The sequence below is a fragment of the Burkholderia torrens genome (assembly GCF_984668525.1).
Genome location: NZ_OZ480212.1, coordinates 171,741 through 196,804, shown reverse-complemented (window position 1 = coordinate 196,804; position 25,064 = coordinate 171,741). Strand labels below are relative to the sequence as shown.

The following is a 25,064-nucleotide window of genomic DNA, read 5'->3' as shown; positions in this document are numbered from 1 at the left end:
CATACGAGAAAACCTATGGACGTCACCGTAATCTGGGCCGCGATCATCGCATTGGGGCTCTTCATGTACGTCGTGCTCGACGGCTTCGACCTCGGCATCGGCATCGTCTTCCCGTTCTTCCCGGACGAGAAGGAACGCGACCTGATGATGAACACGGTCGCGCCCGTGTGGGACGGCAACGAGACGTGGCTCGTGCTCGGCGGCGCCGGGCTGTTCGCGGTGTTCCCGATCGTCTATTCGACCGTGCTGTCCGCGCTGTACCTGCCGCTGATCTTCATGCTGGTGTGCCTGATCTTCCGCGGCGTGTCGTTCGAGATCCGCGCGAAGGCGCGACGCACGAAGCAGCTGTGGGATCTCGCGTTCATCGGCGGCTCGGCCGGCGCGACGCTGTTCCAGGGGATCGCGCTCGGCGCGTTCCTGCAGGGCATCAACGTGAAGGACGGCGTGTTCGCGGGCGACGCGTTCGACTGGCTCACGCCGTTCAGCCTGCTGACGGGCCTCGGCCTGATCGTGACCTACGCGCTGCTCGGCTGCTGCTGGCTCGTCGCGAAGACCGAAGGCGACCTGCAGCGCCGCCTGCATCGCGTCGTGTGGCCGCTGACCGTCGTGCTGCTCGGCTTCATCGCGGTCGTCAGCCTGTGGACGCCGCTGCAGGACCCGGCCATCGCGCAGCGCTGGTTCGAATCGGGCCTGTTCTGGCGCCTGCTGCCGGTGCCGTTCCTGGTCGCCGGGTGCGCGGTGTGGATGCGCCGCGCGGTGCGCGACCGGCACGACATGACGCCGTTCGTGCTCGCGCTGGCGCTGGTGCTGCTCGGCTATGTCGGCCTGCTCGTCACGCTGTTCCCGTATGCGATTCCTCAGACGATGACGATCTGGGAAGCGGCGGCGCCGCGTTCGAGCCAGACCTTCACGCTGGTCGGCGCAGCGGTTATCCTCCCGATCATCATCGCCTACACGACGATGGGTTATTGGGTATTCCGAGGCAAGGTGCGCCATGAAGACCAGCATTACTACCACCACTGATTCCGCCGATCGCCCGCCCGAGGCGCCACGGCCGCGGATGCGCGGCTGGATGTGGTTCGTCGTTCTGTGGGCGGGCGGCGTGATCGGCGCCGTCACGCTCGGCTATGCGTTCAAGATCTTCATGAACCTGACGCTGTTTGCGGTGAAGTAGGCGGAGCGGCCGCCCGGGACGAACGATGGACCGGGCGGCCGTTTTGTCGTTGATGGCCGATTCCGGCAGGCTCGCAACAACGGATCCCGCCAGCCGGCCAGTGACGCGACGCCGTTTCCCTCCCCTCCTACGGCCGCCCGCGTAGCGCCGCTTCAATCTTGCGATCGGTCTTGTACTGGCTCAGCGCATACACCGACCAGATCGCGGCCGGCAGCCAGCCGATGATCGTGAGTTGCAGGAGCAGGCAGATGATCCCGGCGATCGGGCGGCCGATCGTGAAGAACTGGAACCACGGCAGCAGCAGGGCAAGCAGAAGGCGCATGAACGATCCTCTCGGTACGTCGTTGAACGGGTGACACCCGACCAATATGGCGGGTTGCACGCCCCGTTTCAAGCCCGGGCACGACACTCGCCGGGCAAAGCCCCGCGCCGTTACCCCCGCGCTACGCCGAATCAGCCAGCCACTGCGCGACCCGCAGGACGAGCCGGTCCGCTTCGTCGAAGCATTCGACGCCCGCGACCTGCGGCGCACCGCAAATCGTGAACACCGGCTTTCCCCACTGCAACCCGAGCGCGATTTCGGACAGCGTGCCGAGCCCGCCGCCGACCGCGATCAAGCACAGCGACGCACGTGCGACGAGCGCATTGCGCGTGATGCCGAGCCCGGTCGGCAGCGCGACGCTCAGGTACGGATTCGCAAGCGTCGCATCGTCCTCGGGCAACAGCCCGATCGCGCAGCCGCCAGCCGCGTGCGCGCCGCGCGCGGCGGCCTCCATCACGCCCTGCTTGCCGCCGCCGACGAGCGCGACGCCCGTCGATGCCACCGCGTGTGCAATCCGTTCCGCCACGCGCATCTGCTCGTCCGTCGCGTCGCGCGGGCCGATCACGCCGACCGGCATCCGGTGCCGGCACGCGCCGCGTTGCCGTTGCGCCAGTCGCGTGAGCGCGTCGCGTGCCGCTTCGGACCACGCACTTTCAATGACGCCGTTGCCGAACAAGGCCTTCCCCCAGTGCCAGAACGCAGGTACAGATGGCCGTCAGCACGATCGACAGCACGGCCGCCTGCGAAAAATCGGTTTGCCCGTCCGACAGCTTGAGGTACATCAGCAGCGGCAGGATGTTGATCTGCGTGCCGGCCAGCGCAATCGCCGTGCCGTAGGTACCGAGCGCGATCGCGGTCACGAGGCACCAGGCGGACGCAACTGACGGCCACAGCTCGCGCCACGCGACGTCGAGCCATGCGCGCCACGGCCGCGCGCCGAGCGTCAGCGCCGCTTCGAGCGGCCGCCGGTCGAGATTCGCGAGCGTGGGATAGATCATCAACGCGACACGCGGGATCAGGTAGTACGCATAGGCGACCGCGAGCCCCGGCATCGTGTAGATCGCCCCGCCGACCACAGTCGGATCGGCGCCCAGCGCGGCCAGCAGCGTGGTCACGAAGCCCGCGCGGCCGAACGCGAGGATGAAGCCGTACGCGATCACCAGCCCGGAAAACGCCAGCGGCACGCCGAGCAGCGCGAGCGACCAGTGGCGGCGCGCCGGCGACTGCCCGGCCAGCGCGAATGCGACCGGCACGCCCACGCCGACCGACAGCGTGCCGGCGCCGATCGCCAGCGCCAGCGAGCGCGCGATCGCGTCGGCGACGAGCGGATCGCGCCACACCGCCGCAAACGCGCGGCCGCCGCCCGCGCACGCCGCATCGACCAGCGCGGCGAGCGGCAGCACGAAGCACACAGCGAGCAACGCCGCGGCGGGCAGCGCGCCGAAGCGGCGCAGCACGCCGCGTTCCGGTAACGAAGCCTGCATCCCGCGCCCCTTACTGGCCGAGCGTGGCCTGCGACCAGAGCTGGTCGACCTCGGCCTTGCGCGCCGCCGCCTTCGCGACATCGAGCGGGCGCACCTGCGGCGCGTTCGGCAGCTTCGCCGCGACCTCCGGTGCGACCGGCGTGCCAGGCACCGCCGGACGCACATAGCCTTGCGCGAACAGCGCCTGCCCGACGTCGCTCATCACGAGGTTGAGCCAGAGCTGCGCGGCGGACGGGTTGGGGCCGTTCTTCACGAGACTCATCGCATAGGGCGCCGACACGCTGCCGTCCTGCGGAATCACGATGTCGGCCGCGTCGCCCATGCCGTCCGCGTACTTCGCCTTGAGGCCGTCGTTCTCGTAGCCGATCAGGATCGGGATCTCGCCCTTCACGAACTTCGCGTACGGCGTCGTGCCCTCGACGCGCAGCACGTTGCCGGCCTGCTTCAGCTTGCCGAAGAAGTCGGCGCCCGGCTTCGGGTTCTCGACACCGCCGCCGTTCGCATACGCGGCCGCGAACACCGCGACCTGGCCCTGCCCGGTCGAGCGCGGGTCGAGATAGACCACGGCGTTGCGGTACTCGGGCTTCAGCAGGTCGGACCAGCGCTGCGGCACGTTCTTGACGAGCTTCCGGTTGACGAGGAACGCGATGTTCAGCGAATGCACGGCGAACCAGCGGCCGTCGGCCGCGCGGAACACGCCCGGCAGCTTGTCGAAGTTGATGGGCCGGAACGGCGCCACGACGTCCTTGCCCGCGGCATCGAGCGCCGACGCCGCGAAGTAGTACGCGGTATCGGCCTGCGGACGGCGACGCGACTTGTCGAGCGCGACGACGGTCGCGGCCGAGCCGATGTCGTTGTACGTGATCTCGACCTTCGGGTAGCGCTTGCGGAATTCCGCGAACAGCGCCTTCCAGTTCGCCCATTCGGGGCCGGTATCGAACGACACGACGAGCCCTTCGTCGGCCGCCTTCGCGTACAGCGCGTCTTCGCCCGGATACAGCGGCGCGGCCTGCGCCGCCGCGCAAGAGAGCGCCGCGAGCGCACACAGCGCCAGCACGCGGGCGCGCATGGCCTTCACAAGAGGGGAGCCTGCAAGCATCGTGAATCTCCGTTGAACGAAAAGGGTCAGCGCGCGTCCGGCGAGGCCGGCAGCACGAGCAGATGGCGCGGGTCGATCGCGATGCTGCGCGCGGCGGGCTCACGCCCTTCGCACAGCAGCACGTCGGCCGAGCCGTCCGGAATGAAGTCGTAGCGCTGCGTCGCGCCGAAGTAACGCACGTCCCCGCGACGGCCTTCGATGCGGTTGGCGCTCTGTGCCGGCGGATCGGCCTGCACGTGCTCGGGCCGCACCAGCACCGCGATTTCGTCGCCCGTCCGATGCGCGCCCGTATCCGCGCGCAGCGTCGCGAAACTCACGTCGATTTCGCCGTGCGCGAGCACCCGCCCGCGCAGCAGCGTCGAATGCCCGACGAAGCGCGCGACCTGCGCGGTGGCCGGGCGCTCGTACAGCTCGCGCGGCGTGCCGGCCTGGAGCACGCGGCCGCCGTCGACGATCGCGACGCGGTCGGCCATGCTCAGCGCTTCGTCCTGGTCGTGCGTGACGAACAGCGTCGTCGCGCCGCACGCGCGCTGCAGCGCGCGGATCTCGTCGCGCAGCTGATGGCGGATGCCGGCATCGAGCGCCGCGAGCGGCTCGTCGAGCAGCAGCAGCTTCGGCTCGATCACGAGCGCCCGCGCGAGCGCGACGCGCTGCTGCTGCCCGCCGGACAGCATGGCGACGCCGCGCGTCGCATGGGCCGACAGCCCGACCCGCTCGAGCATGTCCAGCGCACGCCGGCGCCGGACATCGGCCGCGACGCCGCGCATCCGCAGCCCGTACGCGACGTTGTCGACCACCGACAGGTTCGGGAACAGCGCGTAGTGCTGGAACACCATCCCCACTTCGCGCCGCCACACGGGCACGCCGGCCACGTCGTCGCCGCCGATCGCGATGCGGCCGCGCCAGCCGTCGAGCAGCCCGGCCGCGAGCCTCAGCAGCGTGGATTTGCCGGACCCGCTGCGCCCCATCACCGCGAGCAGTTCGCCCTGCGCGGCGGACAGCGTGACGTCCTCGACGCCATGACGGGCGCCCGGATACTGGAAACTGACGTGTTCGAATTCGAGGCTCATGGATGACTCACTTCAGACGTTGCACGGTGCCGACGGACACGAGCGTCGCGAGCACGGCGAGCACGAGCAGCACGACGGTGGCCGCGCACGCCATCCCCGTCGCGCCGTAGAACGCCTGCAGCAACACGATCGGATAGTTCCGGTAGCGAAAGCCGGCGATCAGGTTCGAGATCTGGAATTCGCCGATCGACAGCGCGGCCACCATCACGAGGCCGGAAAACAGGCTGTGCCGCAGGTTCGGCAGCACGATCGTGACGAACTGGCGCAGCGGCGTCGCGCCGAGCGTCGCCGCGCAGGCCTCGAGCCGCGCGAGGCCGAGGTGGCGCAGGTCGCCGAGCAGCGTCTGCAGCAGATACGGCAAGGTCAGCACCGCGTGCGCCGCGATCATCAGCGGCAACGTGCCGAGCCACGGCAGCGTGTCGCCGCTGAAGATCGCGATGTAGCCGAAGCCGAGCGTCAGCGCCGGCACGGCGACCGGCATCAGCATCACGATGCGCGTCGCGAACCCGCCGCCGGCCTGCGCGCGATGATGCAGCGCGTAGGCGAGCGGCAGGCCGATCACCGCGTTGAGCGCACAGCACGCCAGCGCCACGATAAAACTCACGCCGAACGCGCGGGTGAAGCTCCGGTTCGCGGCCAGGTCGGCAAACCAGTGCCCGGTGACGCCGGTGGGCAGCAACGTGTTCGTCCACGATTCGCCCACCGCGCCGATCAGCAGCAATGCGATCGGCAGCAGCAGGTAGAGCGCGAACACCGCGAGCAGCGCCTGCAGCAACAGGCGGCCGACACGCGGACGAGCCGCTCTGTTACGACGAATCGGAACACCGTCGGCCAATGCCGGGGCGGTTGACGGATGCATGAACTCACTCGCTGACGATCGGGGAATACCTCGCACGACGCCCGCCGGACGGGGCCCGCTTGCGTTGTCGAAGCCGGCGCAGTGTGCGGTTTCGACATGGCATCGTCATGAAAAAAACGTAAAAAGCGCGCATCGACCTGTGCAAGGACGGAACAGCCCGCCATGAAGCACCTGTATCCGAACGTGGCGGAGCTGCACGCATTCGCCGCGTCCGCGAAGTACCTGAACTTCTCCTACGCGGCCCGCGAACTGGGCCTGACGCCGAGCGCGGTCAGCCGGCAGATCGCGAACCTCGAGGCACTGTTCGGCGTGAAGCTGTTCGTGCGCGAGGGGCGCGGCCTCGCGCTCACGCGGGCGGGCCAGGTGTATCACGCACGCGTCGTCGGGCCATTGCGCGAAATCGGCAACGCGTCGATCGAGCTGTTGAGCGCACGCGAGAACAGCGACCTGCTGACGATCGCGAGCGTGCCGACGTTCACGACCAAGTGGCTGCTGCCGCGGCTCACGCGCTTTCTCGCCACGGCACCGGACGTCACGCTGAGTTTTCGCCGCCATCTCGCGCCCGGCGACGTGTTTCCGTTCGGACTCGACGCGGCGATCCGCTACGGCGACGGCGGGTGGGAAGGCGTGCGAAGCGATTACCTGGGCGGGCGGACCTTCGTGCCGGTGTGCTCGCGCGAATTCGCCGAGCGGCATGCGCTGCACGCGCCCGCCGACGCGGTCGCGGCACCGCGCCTCGTGCACGAACAGGCGGAGATCGCGTGGTCCGCATGGGCGGAGCGTCATCGCGCGTCGCAGATGAACGCGCTGGCCGGGCCGCGCTTCGAGCAGTATTCGGTGCTGATCCAGGCCGCGCAGGCCGGGCTCGGGATCGCCCTCGTGCCGCGCTTCCTGATTCTCGACAATCTCGCGGCGGGCACGCTGGTCGAGCCGTTCGATGCGCCGGTCGACGTGGACGCGCAGGGGCACTATCTCTGCTATGCGCCGGAGCGCCTCGACACGAGCGATGCGTTGCGGCGGTTCAGGGACTGGATGCTGGACGAATCCGGACGTGCATAGGCCGGGAACGGCGCGCGCCGCCGCACGGCCGCGCGCGCCCTGCGCCGGACGCCGCGCGGCGTCCGGCATCCTGCGTCAGCGCCCGATACCGAGCCCCGGCAGCACGCGCGTGTTCTCGGCCACGACCGCATGCAGCAGGCGCGGGTCGGCGCCGAGCAGCCCGAGGATCGTCGGCGCAACCTGCTTCGTGCCGACGAGATCGTTCACGGTGCGCGCGCGATGGACGCCCGGATACGACACGAGCAGGCCGAGGTGGCTGTCGTCCGGCGCGTTGCCGCCGTGCTCCTCGTCCTTCTTCGTGCTCGACGTGTAGATCACGCCCGGATTCGGCTGGACGACGATGTCCGGCGTACGGCCGTTGGCCGGATCGCCGAAGCGGTCGGCCAGCGCCGCGCCGTACAGCACGTAAGCCTGCGGGCCGTCCGCGCAGATCCCCGGCGCGTTGCAGCCCAGGTTCGCCTTCAGCTTCTCGACCACGGCCGTGCGCTGGCTGCGGTCGCGCAGCCAGATCAGGCCGACGTCGTCGGTCTGCACGAAGCCCGTGCCGACCAGGCCCGAACCGTCGTTCAGGTTGCCCGTCGTCGTGTTGTTCTGGCCGAAGTTGCCGTTCGGATCGATGAAGTTGTTCGCTTCGAGCAGCTTCGTCAGCGTGTCGCCGTTCTTCACGAGCTTCGTGTGATCGCTCGGCGACTGGCCGTGCTTCGCCGTGACGATCACCGCCGTCGACGAATACAGGTTCGCCTGCTTCAGCGCCGCGACGACGTGGCCGATCGCGTCATCGACATACGTGATCGCGTTCGCGACCTGCCCGTTCGGCGTGAAGTCGGCGTCGAGATAGCCGCCGCCCTTCGCGACCGGCGCCTTCTGCGCGACGCTCAGCGTCTGGAAGTTCGCGCCGAACAGCGTCGGCACCGGCGCGGTCTTCGTGCCGGTCGAATCGCGGCCGCCGATCTGGTTGATCAGCGCCTGCACGTGCAGGTTGTCGAAGCGCGCGGTGTGCGAATAGACGTCGGTGTAGGCGGTGTTGGTCGCCGGGTCGATCGAATTGATTTCGGTGCGCATCAGGTCGTCGACGCCGGTGCCCGACGGGCCGTTCAGCCAGTCGTAGCCCCACGCGTGCTTGTCGGCCCACGCGGTGTGCGCGTTCGGCACGCCGGCCTTCACGGCCTCGAACACCGTGTTGGTCTTCACGTAGTTGTGCGGGTAGACCGGCACGCACTGGCCGTTGACCTTCGCATGCGGGATCGCCTGCGGATTGAACGCGCCGCCGCCGTCGAGATGCACGAGCGCGCCGCCGTTCTGCGCGTCGATGCCGGTCGTCTCGTCGAACACGACGTTCCAGCCCTGCTTGCCCGAGCACGTGGTATCGCTCGGCGCGTACAGGTTGCGGTCATACGAGACGTCGTAGAACAGGCCGGCCGTCTTCGGCGAGCCGCCCGTCACCAGTGCCGCGAGGCCCGGGAACGAATCCGACAGGCCCGGCGTATACGCATTCGTGTACGTCACGCCGCTCTTCGCGAGCACCGCGATATTCGGGCACGTGTTCGCGCCGATGCAGCGCGCGAGATCCTGCTCGTGCAGGCCGTCGATGCTCAGCAGCAGCACGTGCTTCACGACGCGGCTCGCACGGCCGTTGCCGTTGCCCTCGCCCTGGCTGTTGCCGTCCTGCTGCGCCGCATATGCGCCCACGCTTGCGAGCGCCAGCGCGCCCGCCACCATCACCGCCATTTTTCGTTGCTTGACGAACCTGGAAATCATCACCCCACCTCATCGATTGACGTTGAACCGCACGACTTGCCTTCAGGCGCGCAAAATATCGCCGGATCGTGCGGCGGCCGCGTGAAGCGCGGCTTTCTGTTCTCTGTCAAACGTAACCAATCGCAAGCGACACGAATCGGTCGCAATGGACGGCCGTTGCGTGCACCGGCCCGTGCGGCGGGATTTTTTTTCGGCTTGGCCGGCGACTATTGGCGTGTAATAAAGGGTTTTCCCTGACCCGGAGCACGACTATGTCGACCCTGGAAGCTCTCCGGTTCGTGCTGGACGATGCACGTACCCCCGAAATCATTCGCCACCACGTCGTCGACGCGCTGCAGTACGCGCTGCGCAACCACGGACCGGTGTTCACCACGAAGGAAATCGAATGGCTGACGCAGTGGGACGACGCGCGTCTGCCGCTGGCCGCGAGGAAGGAACTGGACAAGCGCGAACCGGCGATCGCCGCGCGCTGAAAAAAGCCGCCGCGCCCGGCAGGTGCAGGCGCGGCGGCGGATGACGGTAAAACTTACTGCAGCCCGAAGTCGACGCGCGTCGTCGCGCCCTTGTCCGAGATGCCCTTCGCGTCGAGCTTCGGCGCGACGACGAACACGCGGCTCGAATCGATCTTCCCGTCGAGGTACTGGCGCACGGCCTGTGCGCGCTGCTGCGCGAGCGCACGCAGCGCGTTGTCGTCGGCCGGCGCGTGATCGGCGAGCGCCTGCTTCATGTCCGCATCGGGCAGCGTCTTCTGCAGGCCGACCAGGTTGCGCGGCTTCTTGAAGTCGGCGGCCTTGTATGCGCGCGCCAGGTACTTCGAGTATTCGGCCTTGTCGACCTTCACCGACATCGGGTCGACGCTCTCGCCCTGGCCCACCACGTCCTTCAGCTTCTGCTGGCGCACCAGCCGCTCGACGTACGCGTCGCGCAGCCCCGGCGTGTCCTGCGCCGGATCGACGCGGCCGATCAGGTCGAGGCGGATCGACGGCTTCTCGGTCAGCATCTTCACGACGGTGTCGAGCTTCTTCTGCTGCGCGTCGGTCAGCTCGTACGTGCCCGGCGCGAACTCGACGTAGCCGAGATCCTCGCCGCTCCCGCCGAACGCATTCGCGAGCAGCGTGAACGGCGACGTGACGGCCTTCGCGATCAAGTTCAGCACGGCATGCCAGATCAGTCCGCCGACGCTGAACTCCGGGTTCGACAGCGAACCCGACACCGGCAGGTTCACGTCGATCTGGCCGCGCGTGTTCTTCAGCAGCGAGATCGCGAGCTTCACCGGCAGCTTCGTCGCGGTGTCGTTCTCGACGTGATCGCCGAACGTGAGCTGGTCGATGAAGATGTGGTTGTTCGCCGACAGCTGGTCGTTCGCGAGCTGGTAGTGCAGGTCGACGTTGAGCTTGCCCTTCGTGATCGGGTAACCGGCGTACTTCGCCGAGTACGGCGTCAGGTTGGTCAGCTCGATGTCGTGCGCGGTCGCCGTCAGGTCGAGCGCCGGCTTCTCGATCAGCGGGTTCACCGAGCCCTTGATCGAGATCGGCCCGTTGCCCGCGAGGTTCGCGGCGACGTCGACCGGCGCGGACGTCGTCGAATCGGTGCCGAACGCGCCGACCGTCCCGTTGATCGCGACCAGGTTCGCCGTGTAGTTCGGCTTGATGAAGTTGTCGGTATAAGTCACGCGGCCGCTCTGGAGCAGCAGCTGGCCGAAGTGCATCCGCACCGGGTTCTGCGGCGGCGGCGCGGCTTTCACGACCACCGTCGCGGACGCGGCGGCCGGCACGGACGCCTGCTGGGAGGCGGCAGCCGATGCAGCCTGCGCGGCGGCCGGGGGCGTCATGCCCGGCGACAGCGGCACCGGTTCGCCCTTGCTCGCGTCGCGCGTGAGCGATTGCGCCGGGCCCGACTCCTTCGCGACCACGTCCTTCAGGTTCAGCCGCCCCTGCGCATCGAGCAGCACGCGGCCGTAGAAGTTCGAGAACGTCACGCGCGCGGCGTCGACGTCGGTGCCCTTCTCGTCGTAGTTCGCCTTCAGGTTCGACAGCGCGAGCGAGCGCCAGCCCGCGAACGGGTCGGAGGTCGCCTTGTCGAGCATTCGCACGTCGACCAGCGCGACGTCGCCGCGATAGGTCGCGCGCGGCGTGTCCTTCACCTGCGCGAACGTCAGGTTGCCCTGCGCGTTGAGCAGCGCGCTCGCGATCGTCGCGTTCAGCGCGCTGCCGAAGTACGGCTCGAACGCGGCCGCGTCGAGGCGGTTGCCGTTGATCTTCAGGCCGAGCTTCAGCGGCTGCGCGGTCACGTCGCCCGTCACGTTCAGCGAGCCCTTGCGGTTCAGCGTCGCCTTCAACTGCACGGGCAGCGGCTTCGTCATGTCGTCGCTCAGCTTCTGCACCGACAGCTCCAGCGGCTTGATCGCCAGCTTCACCGGGCGCGGCGTCGACAGGTCGGTGAAGTTCGCGGACGAATCCTTCACGTTCAGCGCGTCGATCCGGTAGTGCCACGACGGCGCGGCGGCCTGGGCCTTGCGCGCGACCGTGCGCTGCGGCACCGCCGCCTGCGCGGGTTCGGCCAGCGCGGCGAGGTCGATCTTGCCGTCCTTCAGGCGCTTCACGTCGAGCGCGAGCCCGCTCGCGTCGACGCTCGCGATCTCCACAGTGCGCGCGGCGACGTCCACCTTCGCGATCTTCGCGCTCGCGTCGGGCAGCACGATTGCCGGCGCCTTGTTGTCCGGTGCAGCGATCTTCAGCGACTTCAGGCCGATCGTGCTGTCGGCGACTTCCGCGGCGAGCGGCGTCTTGCTCCAGTCGGTCTTCGCGTTGACGGTCGCGCCGAGCGTGCCGTCGAGCACACGCGCCCGCGTCGCCTCGCCGAGGTACGGCTGCAGTGCCGGCAGCGCGAGCGCGGCGACCGTCAGCTTCGTGTCGGCCTGCTTGTCCGCGAGATTGAATGCGCCTTCGGCCGTCACGTCGCCGCCGCGCGACAGCGACGTCGACAGCGTGTATTTCGCGGGCGTCTTGCCTTGCAGCGAGAAACCGTCGAGCGTCGCGGCGAGCTTCGTCAGCGACATCACGGTCGGCGTCGCCGGCACGTGGTCGTCGACGTTGATCGTGCCGCCGTCGATCGCGAAATGACGGATCGTCAGGTCGAGCGGCGGCGCTTCCTTCGCGGCGGCGGCGCTGTCGGCCTTGGCGCCGCTGGCCGCGGCGACGGCGGTACCGGAAGCGGCGGCGGCCGATGCGGCCGGCTTGCCGGCTTCGGCCTTCGGGGCGGCGGCCGGCTGCGCGACGAGCTTCTCGACGTTCAGCACGCCCTGCTTGTCGCGCGCCAGGTCGACCACCGGCTGGTCGATCCGGATCTCGTCGAAGTGCATCGCGTTGCGCAGCGGCTCGAGGCTGGCTGCCGCGACGTGCACGCCGCGCGCGGCGAACAGCGGCGCGGACGCATGGTCCGTCACCTTCGCGTCGTTCAGGTCGACGGTGCCCGACACGCGCAGCGCGGGCGTCTCGCCGCTCATCACGAAATTGACCGCGAGGTTGCTGCTCAAGAGGCCGCTCGTCACGACCACCGGCAGCTTCGCCGGCACGTACGAGATCAGCTTCGGCACGTCGAGGCGATCGAACTTCAGCGCGATCTCCGATTCGCGCGACTGCGCGAACGGCTTGGTCTTGCCGTCGATCGAGATCGGGCTGCCGTCGAAGCGCGCGCGCAGCTTCGGCTCGACGAAGATGTCGGTCTTCGACGCCAGCGTGGCGATATACGGAATGCCGAGCGTCCAGTTGTCGACGACGTGCTGCTCGTTCAGCAGGCGGTCGTCGAAGTCGATCCGGCCGTCGTTGACCTGGATGTTCGACACCGAGAACTGCGTCGGCTTGCTTGCGGGCTTCGGCGACGGCGCGGAGAACTTCTCGATCAGGTCGGTGAAGTTGAAGCGCTGCGCGTCGTAGCGGACGATGTGAAAGCGCGGCGAATCGAGCCGGATTTCGTTGACGATCGGCGCGCCGCGGAACAGCGACGACCACGACGGCCTCACGACGAGCTTGCCGATGTCGACGAAGTCGCCCTGGCCGCCGCGCTCGCCGAGGTGGATGCCGTCGGCTTCGAGGTTCAGCGTGTACGGGTTCAGTGCGATCCGCTGGATCGTGGCCGGCCGGTCGAGTTGCTTGCTCAGCTGCTGTTCGGCGACATGGCGGATCAACGGCGGCGCCGCGAAGAACCCGAGCAGTCCGAACAATACGAGGAAGATCAGCACGCCGATGCCGATACGCCGGGTCCGACGCGAGCGTGCAACGCCACCGAGGGCATGGAGGGTCGAGGATATGGTTTCTTTGTCTGCGCTTGCCATGCTTGAATGCCTCGGGAATGGATGCCGGGCCGCGCCGGACAACCGGGCGGCCGCGCACGCTATCCCGAAAGTATAGGCTCAGGAGGTGACGGTACGGGGTTCGGGCGCCGTCGCGCCCGCCGGTCGGACAGCGGCGCCGGTCATCCGTTCATTTCCGCACGACGACGGGCGGCATCCACGACCCGTCGCTCGCCTGCGGCTTCGGTGCGTACAGGCGCAACGCGAGCGCGAAATCGGTACGCGGCGCCGGCAGCCAGTTGCCTGCGTGCGCACCGCCCGGCGACGCCGACACGACGATGTCGATCGAACCGTCGCGGTTGCGGCGCAGCCGGTCGCGATCGCCGAGCGAGCGACGCGCCGACCCGACGTCGGGCAGCGCGCCGTTCGTCGTGTACGGCGTGAGCGTCCAGAACGCGCGGGCCGGCGGCAGCGCGCCCGGCGCGAAATGCAGCACGTAGCGGTTCGCACCGTTCAGCGGATGGCCGTCGCTGTCGACGCGGACGACCGCGAGCGTCTCGTCGTCGCGCGTCGCGGTGCCGAACTGCGAGTAGGCCGCGTACGCGCGCAGCGTGTAGTCCTGGCCGTACTTGCCGGCCGTGTCGCCGATCCAGTTCCAGCCGTTCGCGTTCAGCAGGTTCGACGGCGGCGTCGCGAGCCGCGCACGCGCCTCGGCGACGCCGGCCGTCGCGGCGGTGAGGCGGTCGCCCGTCCACAGCACCGGGTAGCCGGCCGTCACGCCGATGTCGCCGAGCAGTTCCTGTGCGTGCGCATCGTCGCCCGACGCCGGGTTGTCCTGCAGCGCCTGCGCGAAGCGCGTGAAGAACGCCTTCGGGTCGAGCGCGGCCACCTGCTCGGCCGGCGTGCCGCCGCCCGCCGCCTCGGACGGCGCGCTGCCCGCATGCACCGCGACCGACGCACCGCGCGTCGCGCCTGTGTAAACAGACAGCGGCACCACGCGAATCGCGCGCTGCAGTTTCTTCACGTCCGTGAGGTCGCGCCCGCCGCTCGTCTGCAGCCGCACTTCGAGCCACGCGTTGGCGGACGGCACGTCGACCCGCAGCGCGCCCTTCGGCAGCGTGCCCTGCCAGCCCTTCGCGGCGAACGCAATCGTTTGCGATCGCGCGCCGCCGCGTGCCGTGCGTACTGCGACGGTCGACGACGACCACAGCACGTTCGTCCACATGTCGAGCGCGCGCGCGTCCCAGTAGCGGCCGCGCGTGTCGGGCAGCGTGACGATCACGGGTTCGGCGGCGACGTCGAGCCAGCCGGTCGAGTCGAGGGTATCGACGCCCGGCAGCGGCGGATTGACCGCGCCGACGGGCGGCAGCGCCTGCGCGTGGCGCAGCGTGTTGAGCGGCGCCTGCCCCGGTTGCGCGCCGTCGCCGCCCGTCGCCGCTTCCTTCGCGACGTCCATCAGCACGAGCGGATACGCATAGACATAGGAGTCGGCGACTTCCGCGCGCATCCAGCCGGTTTTCCGCTGGATCGCGTCCGGTTGCGACGCGCACCCGGCGAGCAATGCCGCCAAGGCCAGCGACGCGCACGCGCGCCGCAGAGAAACTGATTCCTGCAGGTTTTCAATCATCGATTACTGGCCGAATATCGTTCTTTTCAGTCAACGCCTTGTTCGTCTCGCGAACGGCGAATGCAAGGCACCCCAGCCTGCCCGGATACCGTCTCGCTACGGTTCGCAACGGTGGGCGCTGATGTCAGGCCGGTATCATAGCGCCTAAGGGCATCCCCCAATATGCCGAATAACAGGGCGGGCGCTAGTTCGGTTGCCGGCGGGAAGGGCGGTGGCAGAGGGTTCGTGACCAGCGCGGACAAATGGTGTCATTATTGACACCATTTGCTATGGCAAGCGAATGGAAGATTCTCGATCAAATGAGGCGCGAGCCCGCGAATGTGCGTTTCAACGACCTGTTCAAGGTCTGCGAGGCACACTTCGGAGCGGCCCGCCAATCGGGTTCCAGCCACGCTATTTTCAAGACACCGTGGCAAGGCGATCCTCGAGTGAATATCCAGAATGATCGCGGGAAAGCGAAGGCGTACCCGATGCGACAGGTTCTCGACGCGATCGATCGACTGAAGGAACAGAAATCATGACCCAAGACCACTTTACGTACCGCGTAACGTGGTCCCCGGACGACGGGGAGCACGTCGGCCTCTGTGCGGAGTTTCCGTCTCTTTCGTGGCTCGACGCCACGCCGGAAGGCGCGCTGACGGGCATTCGCCGGCTCGTCGCCGATGTCGTGCGCGACATGACCGCGAACGGCGAGAAGGTGCCCGATCCGATCGCCGACCGGACCTACAGCGGCGAGTTCAAGGTTCGCATCCCGCCACAGGCGCACCGTGCGCTGGTCATCCAGGCCGCCGAGCAAGGCGTCAGCCTGAATCGCCTCGCAAGCGCCAAGCTCTGCGCCTGACCACGTAATCAAGCGCAACGCACGACCGCCCGGCTGTCCGTCTGGAAGCCGGGCGTTTGTTTTTTCCACGTTGTGACACCCTGTGTACATCGACATGCGTCGCATCGCCGCCGACGCTTGACCTTACCATCATGGGAATGTTGATACTGGAACCATTCGCGGCACGAACCGCGCTTTTGGGGAATCCGACATGACTGAACCACTTGCCTCCGCAGCGCTGCAAACGATCGAACTGAGCGTCGACGGCATGCATTGCGGCGGCTGCACGGGCCGCGTGCAGCGCGCGCTGGCCGCCGTGCCGGGCGTCGTCGATGCGGCGGTCGATCTCGACACGCAGGCGGCGACGGTCACCGCGCAGGACACGGTCGAGCCCGGCCGGCTCGTCGATGCAATTCGCGCGGCCGGCTACGGCGCGGCCGTGCGTGAAGCGGCGGTCGAAGCCGTCGCGGCCGTGCGTGCGGCACCTGCGCTGCGCGACGAAACGCCGTCGGCAGCAGTTGAACCTCCTCCCGCCGCGGCCACGATCGAACTCGATATCGACGGGATGACCTGCGCATCCTGCGTGTCGCGCGTCGAAAAGGCGCTGGCGAAGGTGCCGGGTGTCACGCGCGCGTCGGTCAACCTCGCGACCGAACGCGCCACCGTCGACGCGTCGGCTGGCGTTTCCGCGTCGCAACTGGTGGATGCCGTGAAGCAGGCCGGCTATGACGCGACGCCGACGGCGGCCGATCTCACGCTCCCGGCCGCCGTCCCCGCTACATCTGCCACACCTACCGCACCCGCCAGCATCGAACTCGACATCGACGGGATGACCTGCGCGTCCTGCGTGTCGCGCGTCGAGAAGGCGTTGGCGAAGGTGCCGGGCGTCACGCACGCGTCGGTCAACCTCGCGACCGAACGCGCCACCGTCGACGCGTCGGCCGACGTATCCGCCGCACGGCTCGCCGAAGCGGTGAAACAGGCCGGCTACGGCGCGACGCCAGTCGCCGTCGCCACGCCGCCCGCAGCCTCGCCCGCCTCCGCCGACCTCGAACTCGACATCGGCGGCATGACCTGCGCGTCCTGCGCCGGCCGCGTCGAAAAGGCGCTGACCGCCGTGCCGGGCGTCGCGCGCGCATCCGTGAACCTCGCGACCGAGCGCGCGTCGGTGCACGGCGCCGGCGCACTCGACACCGCCACGCTGATCGCGGCGGTCACCACAGCCGGCTACCGTGCGTCACTCGCCGCCGCGCCGTCAGCCGGCGCAACGACCAGCGCCGACGCGCAGCCGGCCAGCGCCGCACCGGACCCCGACGCCCGCAAGCGCCGCGAAGCGGTTCGCGAACGCAACCTCGTGATCTGGTCGGCGGTATTGAGCGCGCCGCTCGTCGCACCGATGCTGGTCGCGCCGTTCGGCATCGACCTGATGCTGCCGGGCTGGCTCCATCTCGTGCTCGCGTCGATCGTCCAGTTCGGCTTCGGCGCACGCTTCTACCGCGCTGCCTGGCATGCGGTGAAGGCGCGCACCGGCAACATGGACCTGCTCGTCGCACTCGGCACGTCGGCCGCGTACGGCTTGAGCCTGTGGATGCTGCTGCGCGATCCCGCGCATCCCGGCCACCTGTATTTCGAGGCGTCGGCCGTGATCGTCACGCTCGTGCGCTTCGGCAAATGGCTCGAATCGCGCGCGAAGCGCCAGACCACCGAGGCGATCCGTGCGCTGAACGCGCTGCGCCCCGACCGCGCGCGCGTCATCGAGCACGGCGTCGAACGCGACGTACCGCTGGCGCAGGTGCGCGTCGGCACGCAGGTCAGCATCCGGCCGGGCGAACGCGTCCCCGTCGACGGCCGGATTTTGTCGGGACGCTCGCACATCGACGAATCGCTGATCACCGGTGAAAGCCTGCCCGTGCCTAAAGACGCCGGCGACCCCGTCACGGCCGGCTCGATCAACGGCGAAGGCGCGCTCGTCGTCGAAACCACCGCGATCGGCGCGGAAACGACGCTCGCGCGCATCATCCGCCTCGTCGAATCCGCGCAGGCCGAGAAGGCGCCGATCCAGCGGCTCGTCGATCGCGTCAGCGAAGTGTTCGTGCCGGCGATCCTCGGCATCGCGGTGCTGACGCTGGCCGGCTGGCTGATTGCCGGTGCCGGGACGGAAGCCGCGATCCTCAACGCGGTCGCGGTGCTCGTGATCGCCTGCCCGTGCGCACTCGGCCTCGCGACGCCCGCCGCGATTATGGCAGGCACCGGTGTCGCGGCGCGGCACGGCGTGCTGATCAAGGACGCGCAGGCACTCGAACTCGCGCAGCGCACGACCGTGATCGCGTTCGACAAGACCGGCACGCTGACCGAAGGCAAGCCGTCGGTGACGGCATTCGAAGCCGTCGGCATGCCGCGCGACGAAGCGCTCGCGCTCGCGGCGGCCGTGCAGCGCCAGAGCGACCATCCGCTCGCGCGGGCCGTGGTCGCGGCGCACGATGCGGACGTGGCCGCGCGCGGCGACACCGCACCGCCGGCCGTCGCGGTCGACGCGCGCGCGGTGGCCGGACGCGGCGTGGAAGCGCGCGTCGGCGGGCACCTGCTCGCGCTCGGCAGCACGCGCTGGCGCGACGAGCTCGGCCTCGCGGTGCCGCCGGAGCTCGACGCCCGCGCAGCCGAACTCGAACGCGCCGGCAACACGATCTCGTGGCTGATGCGTGCCGATGCGCCGCGCGCGTTGCTCGCGCTGATCGCGTTCGGCGACACCGTGAAGCCGGGCGCCCGCGACGCGATCGCAGCGCTGTCGGCGCGCGGCGTCGTCAGCGCGCTCGTGACCGGCGACAACCGCGGCAGCGCGGCGGCCGTCGCGGCGTCGCTCGGCATCGGCGAAGTGCATGCGCAAGTGCTGCCCGACGACAAGGCGCGCGTCGTCGCCGAGCTGAAGCGCACGCACGGCGGGGTCGTCGCGATGGTCGGCGACGGGATCAACGATGCGCCCGCGCTCGCCGCGGCCGATGTCGGCATCGCGATGGCGACCGGCACGGACGTCGCGATGCATACGGCCGGCATCACGCTGATGCGCGGCGACCCGGCGCTCGTCGCCGACGCGATCGACATCTCCAGACGCACGTACCGGAAGATCCAGCAGAACCTGTTCTGGGCGTTCGTCTACAACCTGGTCGGCGTGCCGCTCGCGGCATTCGGCTTGCTGAACCCGGTGATCGCGGGCGCGGCGATGGCGTTTTCCAGCGTCAGCGTCGTGACCAACGCGTTGCTGCTGCGGAGATGGAAAGGCCGCGCACGCTGATGCGTGGCGGTGGCGAAGGCGATGGCCGGACGGGAGAGTGGCCGTTCGGCTATCGGCCGGCGGCCAGCAGGAAGGTTCGGGAGGATTGCCGGCGTCGGCCGGTTGCGACACGCCGGATCGGCAGCGCGTACCGCGCCGGTGATTTCAGTCCGAAACGACCGGCTTGATCAACGTCGTCGTGATCGGGGCGAAGCCGCACGCGCGATACAGCGCACGGGCCGCCGTGTTGTGATTGAACACCGACAGACCGATCTCGGTGACGCCGTACCGGCGCGCCTCGGCGTCGAGCGCATCGAGCGTGCGCGTGGCCCAGCCCTGGCGGCGCCGGGACGGGACGATGTCGAGGTCGTAGATGAACAGCGTGCGGTTCGGCCCTTCGGGCACGATTGCGTACCAGAGGTCGCCCACCGCGTCGCCGCTGGCGCCGTCGATGAGCATCACGAGGGTCTGGCCGGCGGTCAGCAGGCCGTCCGGCAGCAGCGTGTCGAAACAGGCGCGCGCACGATCGGCGGCGTCTTCGGCAGCGTTTTGTCCGGATGAAACGAGATCGCGCGCGTAGCCGTCGATGGCTCGCGTGCGGTACGCGTGGAATTCGCCGGCCGTCATCGGCCGCATCTGCAGCATGGCCCGGTCGCCGTCGAGGGAATCGGACTTCCAGTGTAGCGGGACGGTCGCACCGGCGCGCAATGCGGCGGTGGAAAGCGGGCAGGCAGGTGCGGCGAGCGCCGCGCCGAATCAGCGAATCAGCGAATCAGCGAATCAGCGAATCAGCGAATCAGCGAATCAGCGAATCAGCGAATCAGCGAATCAGCGACGGTACAGGACGATCGGCACGAGATGCGCACGGCGCACGCGCTCGGCTTCGGCATGACGCGCTGCGTACGAGTATTCGGCGTCGAGGGGCAGGTGCGGCGACACGAACAGGTCGTCGATCTTTTGCAGCAGGGCGAGGATGAAGCTCATGTGAGACTCCTGACAGATGTGACTAGGGTTTTCCCTTAGATGACCTTCATTCTAAGGGTTTTCCCTGAACTCTGCCAGTGAGCCGCATCAGTTTGCCGCAGGCGCGCGACAGCCGATCGCCGCCGCGGAACGGCGATCCTTGCTCCGTCGGGCTTTCAGGATAGGGTCGAAACGATTAACGCGTGCGACGAACACGCTTCGCGACGGCCGCCTCGCGGTTCGCCGTGCGCTGCAGCCGGTCGACTTGCGACAGGAGCGCTTCGTGGTGTTCCTCGAGCGTCATCAGCGTCGCCTGCTGCGTCGACAGATCGGCCGCGAGGCGATCGATCCGTTGCTGCTTCGTGGCCACGTCCTGTTTCAGGTGCGCGATCTGTCGCGTTTGCAGCACCAGCGCGACGAGCGTGGCCAGCACGACGACAGCCAGCGCCAGCAGCAGGCGGTTGACGCGGCGCATCTCGCGATCGGCCGCGTGCGTCAGGCCGTCCACATCAGCCTGCAGCGCGGCGAACCGGTCGGTCAGCGGGCGCAGGTGCGTGTCCGGGTCGAAGACCGGCGCGGCCGGTTGCGCGCGTTCCGCCGACGGCTTCGTGACGAAGGACGCAGCGGAAGCCACAGGCTGGGCAACGAGTGACGGCGCAATGTCAGGCTGCGCGGTCGCTTCCCTTGCGGGCGCGGAGTTCGTGGCAATTGCCGGCTCGGCAGGTTGTACCGGCGTCTGCGGCTCGGCAGGCGCAGCGGCAACGTCCGGCGAGCGGGTCGATTCAGCCGCTTCCGGCGCCGCGTCAACGCTCGTCGCAGTCGGCGCGGATTGCATCGGCGCCGCTTCACTGGCGCCGGCAGCCGCCCGGCGTTTGCCGCCCGACGACGGGCGGCGCTCCTTCACGGCATCGCCGGCCGATTTTCCTTCGCGGGATTTGACGGCCACCACCTCGGCGGCCGGCTTCGCGACTTCGGCATCCGCCGCTGGCGATTCGGCCGCATGCGCCGCAGCGACATCAGCCGATTGCAGCGTGGCCGCCACCTTCACGGCGGCGTCGGCCGCAGGCACGCCAGCCTTCGTTGCCACGCCATCGGCCGCAGGCAAATCGGCTGCCTTCGTGGCGCCGCCACCGGCAGATGCGCCGTCGACGTTCGCGGTCGCACCACCTTCCGGCGTCGCAACACCCTCGGCGGCCACCACGAGATCCGGCGTCGCCGCACCTTCCGCTTCCGCGTGCCCGGCCGAGGCGGCAGCCTCCTCCTCCGGCACGCTGAACCCGTCCAGCGAGGCTTGGCGCCCGTCCGCGGTACCCGCCGCCGCGTCGGCTTCCGCGGCGGCCTCGTCGCGCGCCGCAACCGGCGCACGCTCGCCCGGCTCGAGCACCGGATCGCCGAACAGGTCGAGCGTCCGTTCGTCCCGCGGCGCATCGCCGGCCGGCGCATTGCCGGGCCGCGCCGTCGCCCTCGCGGACGTGCTGCCCGCGGCAGCGGCCGAGCGCCGGCGGGAACGGGTCGACGAACGAATGGAACGGGAGCGGGAGCGAGGCGAGGAAACGGATTCGGTCATGGAAATCGGATGGCGGGGCCCGCGGGCGCGGAGCCGGATGTCGAACGGAATCGGTGGTCGGCCATTGTCGCATGGTCCGTTGCCGATTCAGGCTATTCGTCGCCCGACAGCCCGTTGCCCTCTTCGAAACGCGTGACGCCCTTCAGCGCACGCAGCTTGTCGCAGATCGCCTGGTATTCGAGTTCCGACACCCGTGCGAGCGCGATGCGCACTTCGTCGTGCTCGCCGGTATCGTCGGCACGCTGCACGATGAACTGCTTCACGCGCGCACTCGACGGCCCGAGCGCCGCGTGCAGCGAATCGAACGTCAAGGCGCCGCTCACGACCGTCAGCGCGAGCTGGCGCCGCTGGCGCACCGTGAAGTAGCGCCGCTCCAGCGGCTTGATGCCGGCCAGGATGATCAGGATGATGATCGTCGCGGAAATCGACGCCACGTAGAGCCCGCCGCCCACCGCGAGGCCGATCGCGGCGACCGACCACAGGCTCGCGGCCGTCGTCAGCCCGCGCACGATCTCGCCGCGCAGCAGGATCGAGCCCGCGCCGAGGAAGCCGATGCCCGACACGACTTGCGCGGCGATCCGCGACGGGTCGAGCACGATGTGGTCGCTGCGGCCGAGCACGTCGGCGAAACCGAACGCCGACACGATCATGATCAGCGTCGAGCCGACGCACACCAGCATGTGCGTGCGCAGGCCGGCCGCCCACGACAGGCGCTCGCGCTCGAAGCCGATGACGCTGCCGAGCGCCGCCGCGAGAACGAGCCGCATCACGAGTTCCAGGTTGCTGAGCATCCGCTTTCTCTCCTTTTTCTGGTGCCGGCCGCGCGGAATGTTTTATCCTTGGCCCCGGCCGCGCCGATCCTCCGGGCCGCGCCGACACGTTTCGATCCAAGCGCTCAACCCCGTCATGCCCGTTTCCGACTCCGCTTCCGCCCAGGCCGCCCAGCTGCGCCACCATTTCGCGCACGTCGTCTTGCCGATCTGGCGGGGTTCAGGGTTCGACCAGACATTACAGTTGCCGTTCGAAGCCGTCGATCCGGCCACCCACGCGCCGCTGCCCGTGACCCGTTATCGCGCAATGGCCTGTGCACGGCAACTGTTCGTGTTCGCACAGGCCGGCGACACCGCGCACGCGGCCACGCTGTTCGACGCGCTGGGCCGCCACTTTCGCGACCCGCGCCACGGCGGCTGGCACTACAGCGTGGACGCGCAGGGCGCACCGCTCGACACGACCAAGGATCTCTACACGCACGCCTTCATCGTGTTCGCGTGCGCCGCGTGGTATGCGGCGTCGGGTGACGCCGCTGCGCGCGCGGTGGCCGAGGAAACCGCTGCGCTGATCCAGGACCGCTTCGCGCCGCACCCCGGCGACGCGCTGCTCGACGCGGCCCGCCATGCCGATTTTTCGCCCTCCGGCAGCGGTGCGCTGCAGAATCCGCTGATGCACCTGACCGAAGCGTGGCTCGCGGCCGCCGATGCTTTCGGCGACGCGGCGTTCGACGACGCGCTCGCGCGCACCGCGCACGCCGTCGAGCGCACGTTCGTCGATGCGACGACCGGCTGCGTCGCCGAGTTGCCGCTCGGGGCGACCGACAACCGTTTCGAGCCCGGCCATCAGTTCGAATGGTTCTACCTGGTCGATGCGGCCGGCGCGCGGCTCGCGCAGACGGGGCTCCCCGCCGCGCTGTCGCGTGCGTTCGCGTTCGCCGAGCAATACGGCGTCGATCCGCAGACGGGCGGCGTGTGCGCGGCGCTCGACGCGCAAGGCGCGTGCATCGACGGTACGCAGCGGATCTGGGCGCAGACCGAATACCTGCGTGCGCTCGCGACGCACGGCGGCACGCCGGCGTCCGCGCCGCTCGCGCGGCAGATCGAGCGGTTCGCCGCGCGCTTCCTGCATCCGCGCGGCTGGTTCGAGTGCAAGACGGCGGATGGGCAGGTCGCGCGCGCCGACATGCCGTCGACGACGCCCTACCACCTCGCGACCGCCTACGCGGCGCTGCCGGCCGGTTCGTAAGGCGTCCCGGCGAACGACGGCGCCGCGCGCTCGCCGTGCGCGGCGCGTCCGTCACCCAGCTCGAACACCGACACCGCCTGCATCAGGTGCGCGGTCTGGTCGTTCAGCGACGCGGCCGCCGCCGCGACTTCCTCGACCAGCGCCGCGTTCTGCTGCGTCAGCTGATCCATCTGCGTGACGGCCTGGTTTACCTGCTCGATCCCGACGGTCTGCTCGACCGACGCCGCGGTGATCTCCGACATCGTCTGCACGACGCGCGTGATCGACGCCGACACCGTCCGCATCGCATCGCCGGCGCGCTCCACGAGCTCCGCGCCGCCGTTGATCTGCGCGACCGAATCCTCGATCAGCGCCTTGATCTCCTTCGCCGACTGCGCGCTGCGCTGCGCGAGCGAGCGCACTTCGCCCGCGACCACCGCGAACCCGCGCCCCTGCTCGCCGGCCCGCGCGGCCTCGACCGCCGCGTTCAGCGCGAGGATGTTGGTCTGGAATGCAATGCCGTCGATCACCGAGATGATCTCCGCGATCCGCCCCGAACTCTGTGCGATGCCACGCATCCGGTCGATCACGCTGTCGACCACGCCGCCGCCGTGGCTCGTCGCTTCGAGCGCCGCATCGGCCAGCGCGCTGGCTGCGCGGGCGCTGTCGGTGTTCTGCCGGACCGTCGCGGTCAGTTCCTCCATGCTCGCGGCCGTTTCCTCCAGCGACGCGGCCTGCGTGCCCGTGCGCGCCGACAGGTCGGCGTTGCCGCCCGCGATCTCGCCCGCGCCGAGGTGAATCGCGTCGGACGCTTGGCGCACCGTGCGCACGGTGCCCGCGATACTCGTCTGCATCGTGGCGAGGCCGCGCAGCATCCGGTCGATCTCGAACACGCCGCCGGCCCGCACGGTTTCATCGAGCCGGCCCTGCGCGATCCGCTCGAAATGGCGGCCGGCTTCTTCCAGCGGCGCGACGACCGCGCGCCGTGCAGCCGCGTAGATCGCGGCGCTCGCCGCGAGCATCGCCACCAGCAGCACGATGCCGACCGACTTGAACCAGCGCATGCCGCCGTCGATCGTGTCGAGAGCCGCGCGGCTCGATGCGCCGCCATAGTCGGTGAAGCGGTGCAGTTCGGCGATATAGGCATCCTGGATGCTCTGCGTCGGCTGGTCGAGGAAGGCCTGGATGTTGTCGGCGTCGAGGAACTGCACGAGTTCGCCCAGCGCGCCGCGCAGCGCGCGATAGCGCTCGGTGAGCGCGGCGACGCGCGCGCGGTTCGTGTCGTCGACCGCCGGCGCGGCCGTCAGCATGGCGAACGCCTTGTCCGCTTCCGCGAGCGACGCGCCCGCATGGCGGATGATGTCTTCCGGCTTCGGGCCGCCGCGCACCATCCGCGTGCCCGCACGCGACAGGTTGATGCGCGCGTCGAGCAGCTGCTCGGTCGCCCGGCTGGCCGCATCGACCTGCGCGATCGCGACGTTCGACAGGTCGTCGACGCCGCTGCGCGTCGACGTGAGCGTCCAGAAGCCGAGCGCTTCGATCGCGAGCAGGAACAGGCAGAACACGGTCAACACGCCGAGCAGACCCGACGCGAGCTTGATTTTTCCGAACATGGGGAGATTCCTGGAGAGCGGACGATGAGGCAATGCCCCGGCATTAGCGGCATTTCTTCGTCGGACTTTAGGAATGGAAGGCGGCAAAGTTCGCG

The 25,064-nt window shown here is 69.2% G+C and carries 22 protein-coding genes; 8 read left to right on the top strand and 14 right to left on the bottom strand.

Annotated elements, in window-relative coordinates; translation table 11 throughout:
* Window positions 1-15: 15 nt before the first annotated feature.
* Together cydB and AC5LXX_RS17200 are read left to right on the top strand one after the other, a co-directional pair.
* Window positions 16-1,023, top strand: coding sequence for a cytochrome d ubiquinol oxidase subunit II (gene cydB / locus AC5LXX_RS17205; protein ID WP_321788743.1), 1,008 nt, complete (start codon window positions 16-18; stop codon window positions 1,021-1,023).
* Window positions 995-1,174, top strand: a complete 180-nt coding sequence (locus AC5LXX_RS17200) for a hypothetical protein (protein ID WP_034187692.1) — start codon at window positions 995-997, stop codon at window positions 1,172-1,174. The genes cydB and AC5LXX_RS17200 overlap by 29 nt, the downstream gene beginning before the upstream one ends.
* A gap of 127 nt (window positions 1,175-1,301) precedes the next feature.
* Here AC5LXX_RS17200 and AC5LXX_RS17195 read toward each other — a convergent pair whose 3' ends face one another.
* From AC5LXX_RS17195 to AC5LXX_RS17170, 6 genes are all read right to left on the bottom strand, one after another.
* Window positions 1,302-1,496 carry a YqaE/Pmp3 family membrane protein gene (locus AC5LXX_RS17195; protein WP_058902411.1) on the bottom strand — a complete coding sequence of 65 codons (195 nt, stop codon included), beginning with the start codon at window positions 1,494-1,496 and terminating at the stop codon, window positions 1,302-1,304.
* A gap of 121 nt (window positions 1,497-1,617) precedes the next feature.
* Window positions 1,618-2,073 (bottom strand): TIGR00725 family protein, encoded by a 456-nt coding sequence (locus tag AC5LXX_RS17190; protein WP_493413451.1) that lies wholly within the window; start codon window positions 2,071-2,073, stop codon window positions 1,618-1,620.
* A 76-nt stretch (window positions 2,074-2,149) separates the two neighbouring features.
* Window positions 2,150-2,980, bottom strand: a complete 831-nt coding sequence (locus AC5LXX_RS17185) for an ABC transporter permease (protein ID WP_493412382.1) — start codon at window positions 2,978-2,980, stop codon at window positions 2,150-2,152.
* A 10-nt stretch (window positions 2,981-2,990) separates the two neighbouring features.
* Window positions 2,991-4,079: an extracellular solute-binding protein gene (locus AC5LXX_RS17180; RefSeq protein ID WP_493412381.1), complete on the bottom strand. Its 1,089-nt coding sequence runs from the start codon at window positions 4,077-4,079 to the stop codon at window positions 2,991-2,993.
* Window positions 4,080-4,105: 26 nt separating this feature from the next.
* On the bottom strand, window positions 4,106-5,149 hold the full coding sequence (locus tag AC5LXX_RS17175; protein ID WP_493412380.1) for an ABC transporter ATP-binding protein: 1,044 nt from the start codon (window positions 5,147-5,149) through the stop codon (window positions 4,106-4,108).
* A gap of 7 nt (window positions 5,150-5,156) precedes the next feature.
* A complete protein-coding gene (locus AC5LXX_RS17170; RefSeq protein ID WP_493412379.1) occupies window positions 5,157-6,008 on the bottom strand; it encodes an ABC transporter permease in 852 nt (283 codons plus the stop codon).
* Between the two features lie 162 nt (window positions 6,009-6,170).
* Here AC5LXX_RS17170 and AC5LXX_RS17165 point away from each other — a divergent pair, with 162 nt between their 5' ends.
* Window positions 6,171-7,067, top strand: a complete 897-nt coding sequence (locus AC5LXX_RS17165) for a LysR substrate-binding domain-containing protein (protein ID WP_493412378.1) — start codon at window positions 6,171-6,173, stop codon at window positions 7,065-7,067.
* 75 nt (window positions 7,068-7,142) lie between these two features.
* Here the strand turns inward: AC5LXX_RS17165 and AC5LXX_RS17160 are convergent, their stop codons facing one another.
* On the bottom strand, window positions 7,143-8,825 hold the full coding sequence (locus tag AC5LXX_RS17160; RefSeq protein ID WP_493412377.1) for an alkaline phosphatase family protein: 1,683 nt from the start codon (window positions 8,823-8,825) through the stop codon (window positions 7,143-7,145).
* Window positions 8,826-9,076: 251 nt separating this feature from the next.
* Here AC5LXX_RS17160 and AC5LXX_RS17155 point away from each other — a divergent pair, with 251 nt between their 5' ends.
* Window positions 9,077-9,298 carry a hypothetical protein gene (locus AC5LXX_RS17155; RefSeq protein ID WP_124450977.1) on the top strand — a complete coding sequence of 74 codons (222 nt, stop codon included), beginning with the start codon at window positions 9,077-9,079 and terminating at the stop codon, window positions 9,296-9,298.
* 53 nt (window positions 9,299-9,351) lie between these two features.
* On the opposite strand, the gene AC5LXX_RS17150 is transcribed toward AC5LXX_RS17155, so the two are convergent.
* Window positions 9,352-13,158 carry a DUF748 domain-containing protein gene (locus AC5LXX_RS17150; RefSeq protein ID WP_493412376.1) on the bottom strand — a complete coding sequence of 1,269 codons (3,807 nt, stop codon included), beginning with the start codon at window positions 13,156-13,158 and terminating at the stop codon, window positions 9,352-9,354.
* A 148-nt stretch (window positions 13,159-13,306) separates the two neighbouring features.
* Window positions 13,307-14,743, bottom strand: coding sequence for a DUF1254 domain-containing protein (locus AC5LXX_RS17145; protein WP_493412375.1), 1,437 nt, complete (start codon window positions 14,741-14,743; stop codon window positions 13,307-13,309).
* Window positions 14,744-15,012: 269 nt separating this feature from the next.
* Between AC5LXX_RS17145 and AC5LXX_RS17140 the strand changes: the two genes are divergently transcribed.
* From AC5LXX_RS17140 to AC5LXX_RS17130, 3 genes are all read left to right on the top strand, one after another.
* Entirely contained in the window at window positions 15,013-15,264 is a 252-nt protein-coding gene (locus AC5LXX_RS17140) for a toxin HicA (RefSeq protein WP_493412374.1), read from the top strand.
* Window positions 15,261-15,584, top strand: coding sequence for a type II toxin-antitoxin system HicB family antitoxin (locus AC5LXX_RS17135; RefSeq protein ID WP_493412373.1), 324 nt, complete (start codon window positions 15,261-15,263; stop codon window positions 15,582-15,584). The genes AC5LXX_RS17140 and AC5LXX_RS17135 overlap by 4 nt, the downstream gene beginning before the upstream one ends.
* Window positions 15,585-15,774: 190 nt before the next feature.
* Window positions 15,775-18,852: a heavy metal translocating P-type ATPase gene (locus tag AC5LXX_RS17130; protein ID WP_493412372.1), complete on the top strand. Its 3,078-nt coding sequence runs from the start codon at window positions 15,775-15,777 to the stop codon at window positions 18,850-18,852.
* A 144-nt stretch (window positions 18,853-18,996) separates the two neighbouring features.
* Here the strand turns inward: AC5LXX_RS17130 and AC5LXX_RS17125 are convergent, their stop codons facing one another.
* The 4 genes from AC5LXX_RS17125 to AC5LXX_RS17110 form a co-directional block, all read right to left on the bottom strand.
* A complete protein-coding gene (locus AC5LXX_RS17125; protein ID WP_493404485.1) occupies window positions 18,997-19,476 on the bottom strand; it encodes a GNAT family N-acetyltransferase in 480 nt (159 codons plus the stop codon).
* A 183-nt stretch (window positions 19,477-19,659) separates the two neighbouring features.
* On the bottom strand, window positions 19,660-19,815 hold the full coding sequence (locus AC5LXX_RS17120) for a hypothetical protein (protein ID WP_185658149.1): 156 nt from the start codon (window positions 19,813-19,815) through the stop codon (window positions 19,660-19,662).
* 175 nt (window positions 19,816-19,990) lie between these two features.
* Window positions 19,991-21,361, bottom strand: a complete 1,371-nt coding sequence (locus AC5LXX_RS17115) for a flagellar hook-length control protein FliK (protein ID WP_493412371.1) — start codon at window positions 21,359-21,361, stop codon at window positions 19,991-19,993.
* 92 nt (window positions 21,362-21,453) lie between these two features.
* On the bottom strand, window positions 21,454-22,152 hold the full coding sequence (locus AC5LXX_RS17110; protein ID WP_124450962.1) for an MgtC/SapB family protein: 699 nt from the start codon (window positions 22,150-22,152) through the stop codon (window positions 21,454-21,456).
* 115 nt (window positions 22,153-22,267) lie between these two features.
* Between AC5LXX_RS17110 and AC5LXX_RS17105 the strand changes: the two genes are divergently transcribed.
* A complete protein-coding gene (locus tag AC5LXX_RS17105; RefSeq protein WP_493412370.1) occupies window positions 22,268-23,377 on the top strand; it encodes an AGE family epimerase/isomerase in 1,110 nt (369 codons plus the stop codon).
* On the opposite strand, the gene AC5LXX_RS17100 is transcribed toward AC5LXX_RS17105, so the two are convergent.
* Window positions 23,350-24,969, bottom strand: coding sequence for a methyl-accepting chemotaxis protein (locus AC5LXX_RS17100; protein ID WP_493412369.1), 1,620 nt, complete (start codon window positions 24,967-24,969; stop codon window positions 23,350-23,352). The two genes, AC5LXX_RS17105 and AC5LXX_RS17100, sit on opposite strands and share 28 nt — an antisense overlap.
* Window positions 24,970-25,064: the final 95 nt, after the last annotated feature.

Coding starts and splice junctions, on each gene's coding strand:
- AC5LXX_RS17180 (WP_493412381.1), bottom strand. CDS start 4,079: ATGCTTGCAGGCTCCCCTCTTGTGAAGGCCATGCGCGCCCGCGTGCTG.
- AC5LXX_RS17105 (WP_493412370.1), top strand. CDS start 22,268: ATGCCCGTTTCCGACTCCGCTTCCGCCCAGGCCGCCCAGCTGCGCCAC.
- AC5LXX_RS17150 (WP_493412376.1), bottom strand. CDS start 13,158: ATGGCAAGCGCAGACAAAGAAACCATATCCTCGACCCTCCATGCCCTC.
- AC5LXX_RS17120 (WP_185658149.1), bottom strand. CDS start 19,815: ATGAGCTTCATCCTCGCCCTGCTGCAAAAGATCGACGACCTGTTCGTG.
- AC5LXX_RS17125 (WP_493404485.1), bottom strand. CDS start 19,476: ATGCTGCAGATGCGGCCGATGACGGCCGGCGAATTCCACGCGTACCGC.
- AC5LXX_RS17175 (WP_493412380.1), bottom strand. CDS start 5,149: ATGAGCCTCGAATTCGAACACGTCAGTTTCCAGTATCCGGGCGCCCGT.
- AC5LXX_RS17100 (WP_493412369.1), bottom strand. CDS start 24,969: ATGTTCGGAAAAATCAAGCTCGCGTCGGGTCTGCTCGGCGTGTTGACC.
- AC5LXX_RS17190 (WP_493413451.1), bottom strand. CDS start 2,073: ATGCCGGTCGGCGTGATCGGCCCGCGCGACGCGACGGACGAGCAGATG.
- cydB (WP_321788743.1), top strand. CDS start 16: ATGGACGTCACCGTAATCTGGGCCGCGATCATCGCATTGGGGCTCTTC.
- AC5LXX_RS17130 (WP_493412372.1), top strand. CDS start 15,775: ATGACTGAACCACTTGCCTCCGCAGCGCTGCAAACGATCGAACTGAGC.
- AC5LXX_RS17195 (WP_058902411.1), bottom strand. CDS start 1,496: ATGCGCCTTCTGCTTGCCCTGCTGCTGCCGTGGTTCCAGTTCTTCACG.
- AC5LXX_RS17115 (WP_493412371.1), bottom strand. CDS start 21,361: ATGACCGAATCCGTTTCCTCGCCTCGCTCCCGCTCCCGTTCCATTCGT.
- AC5LXX_RS17170 (WP_493412379.1), bottom strand. CDS start 6,008: ATGCATCCGTCAACCGCCCCGGCATTGGCCGACGGTGTTCCGATTCGT.
- AC5LXX_RS17165 (WP_493412378.1), top strand. CDS start 6,171: ATGAAGCACCTGTATCCGAACGTGGCGGAGCTGCACGCATTCGCCGCG.
- AC5LXX_RS17185 (WP_493412382.1), bottom strand. CDS start 2,980: ATGCAGGCTTCGTTACCGGAACGCGGCGTGCTGCGCCGCTTCGGCGCG.
- AC5LXX_RS17135 (WP_493412373.1), top strand. CDS start 15,261: ATGACCCAAGACCACTTTACGTACCGCGTAACGTGGTCCCCGGACGAC.
- AC5LXX_RS17200 (WP_034187692.1), top strand. CDS start 995: ATGAAGACCAGCATTACTACCACCACTGATTCCGCCGATCGCCCGCCC.
- AC5LXX_RS17160 (WP_493412377.1), bottom strand. CDS start 8,825: ATGATTTCCAGGTTCGTCAAGCAACGAAAAATGGCGGTGATGGTGGCG.
- AC5LXX_RS17155 (WP_124450977.1), top strand. CDS start 9,077: ATGTCGACCCTGGAAGCTCTCCGGTTCGTGCTGGACGATGCACGTACC.
- AC5LXX_RS17145 (WP_493412375.1), bottom strand. CDS start 14,743: ATGATTGAAAACCTGCAGGAATCAGTTTCTCTGCGGCGCGCGTGCGCG.
- AC5LXX_RS17140 (WP_493412374.1), top strand. CDS start 15,013: ATGGCAAGCGAATGGAAGATTCTCGATCAAATGAGGCGCGAGCCCGCG.
- AC5LXX_RS17110 (WP_124450962.1), bottom strand. CDS start 22,152: ATGCTCAGCAACCTGGAACTCGTGATGCGGCTCGTTCTCGCGGCGGCG.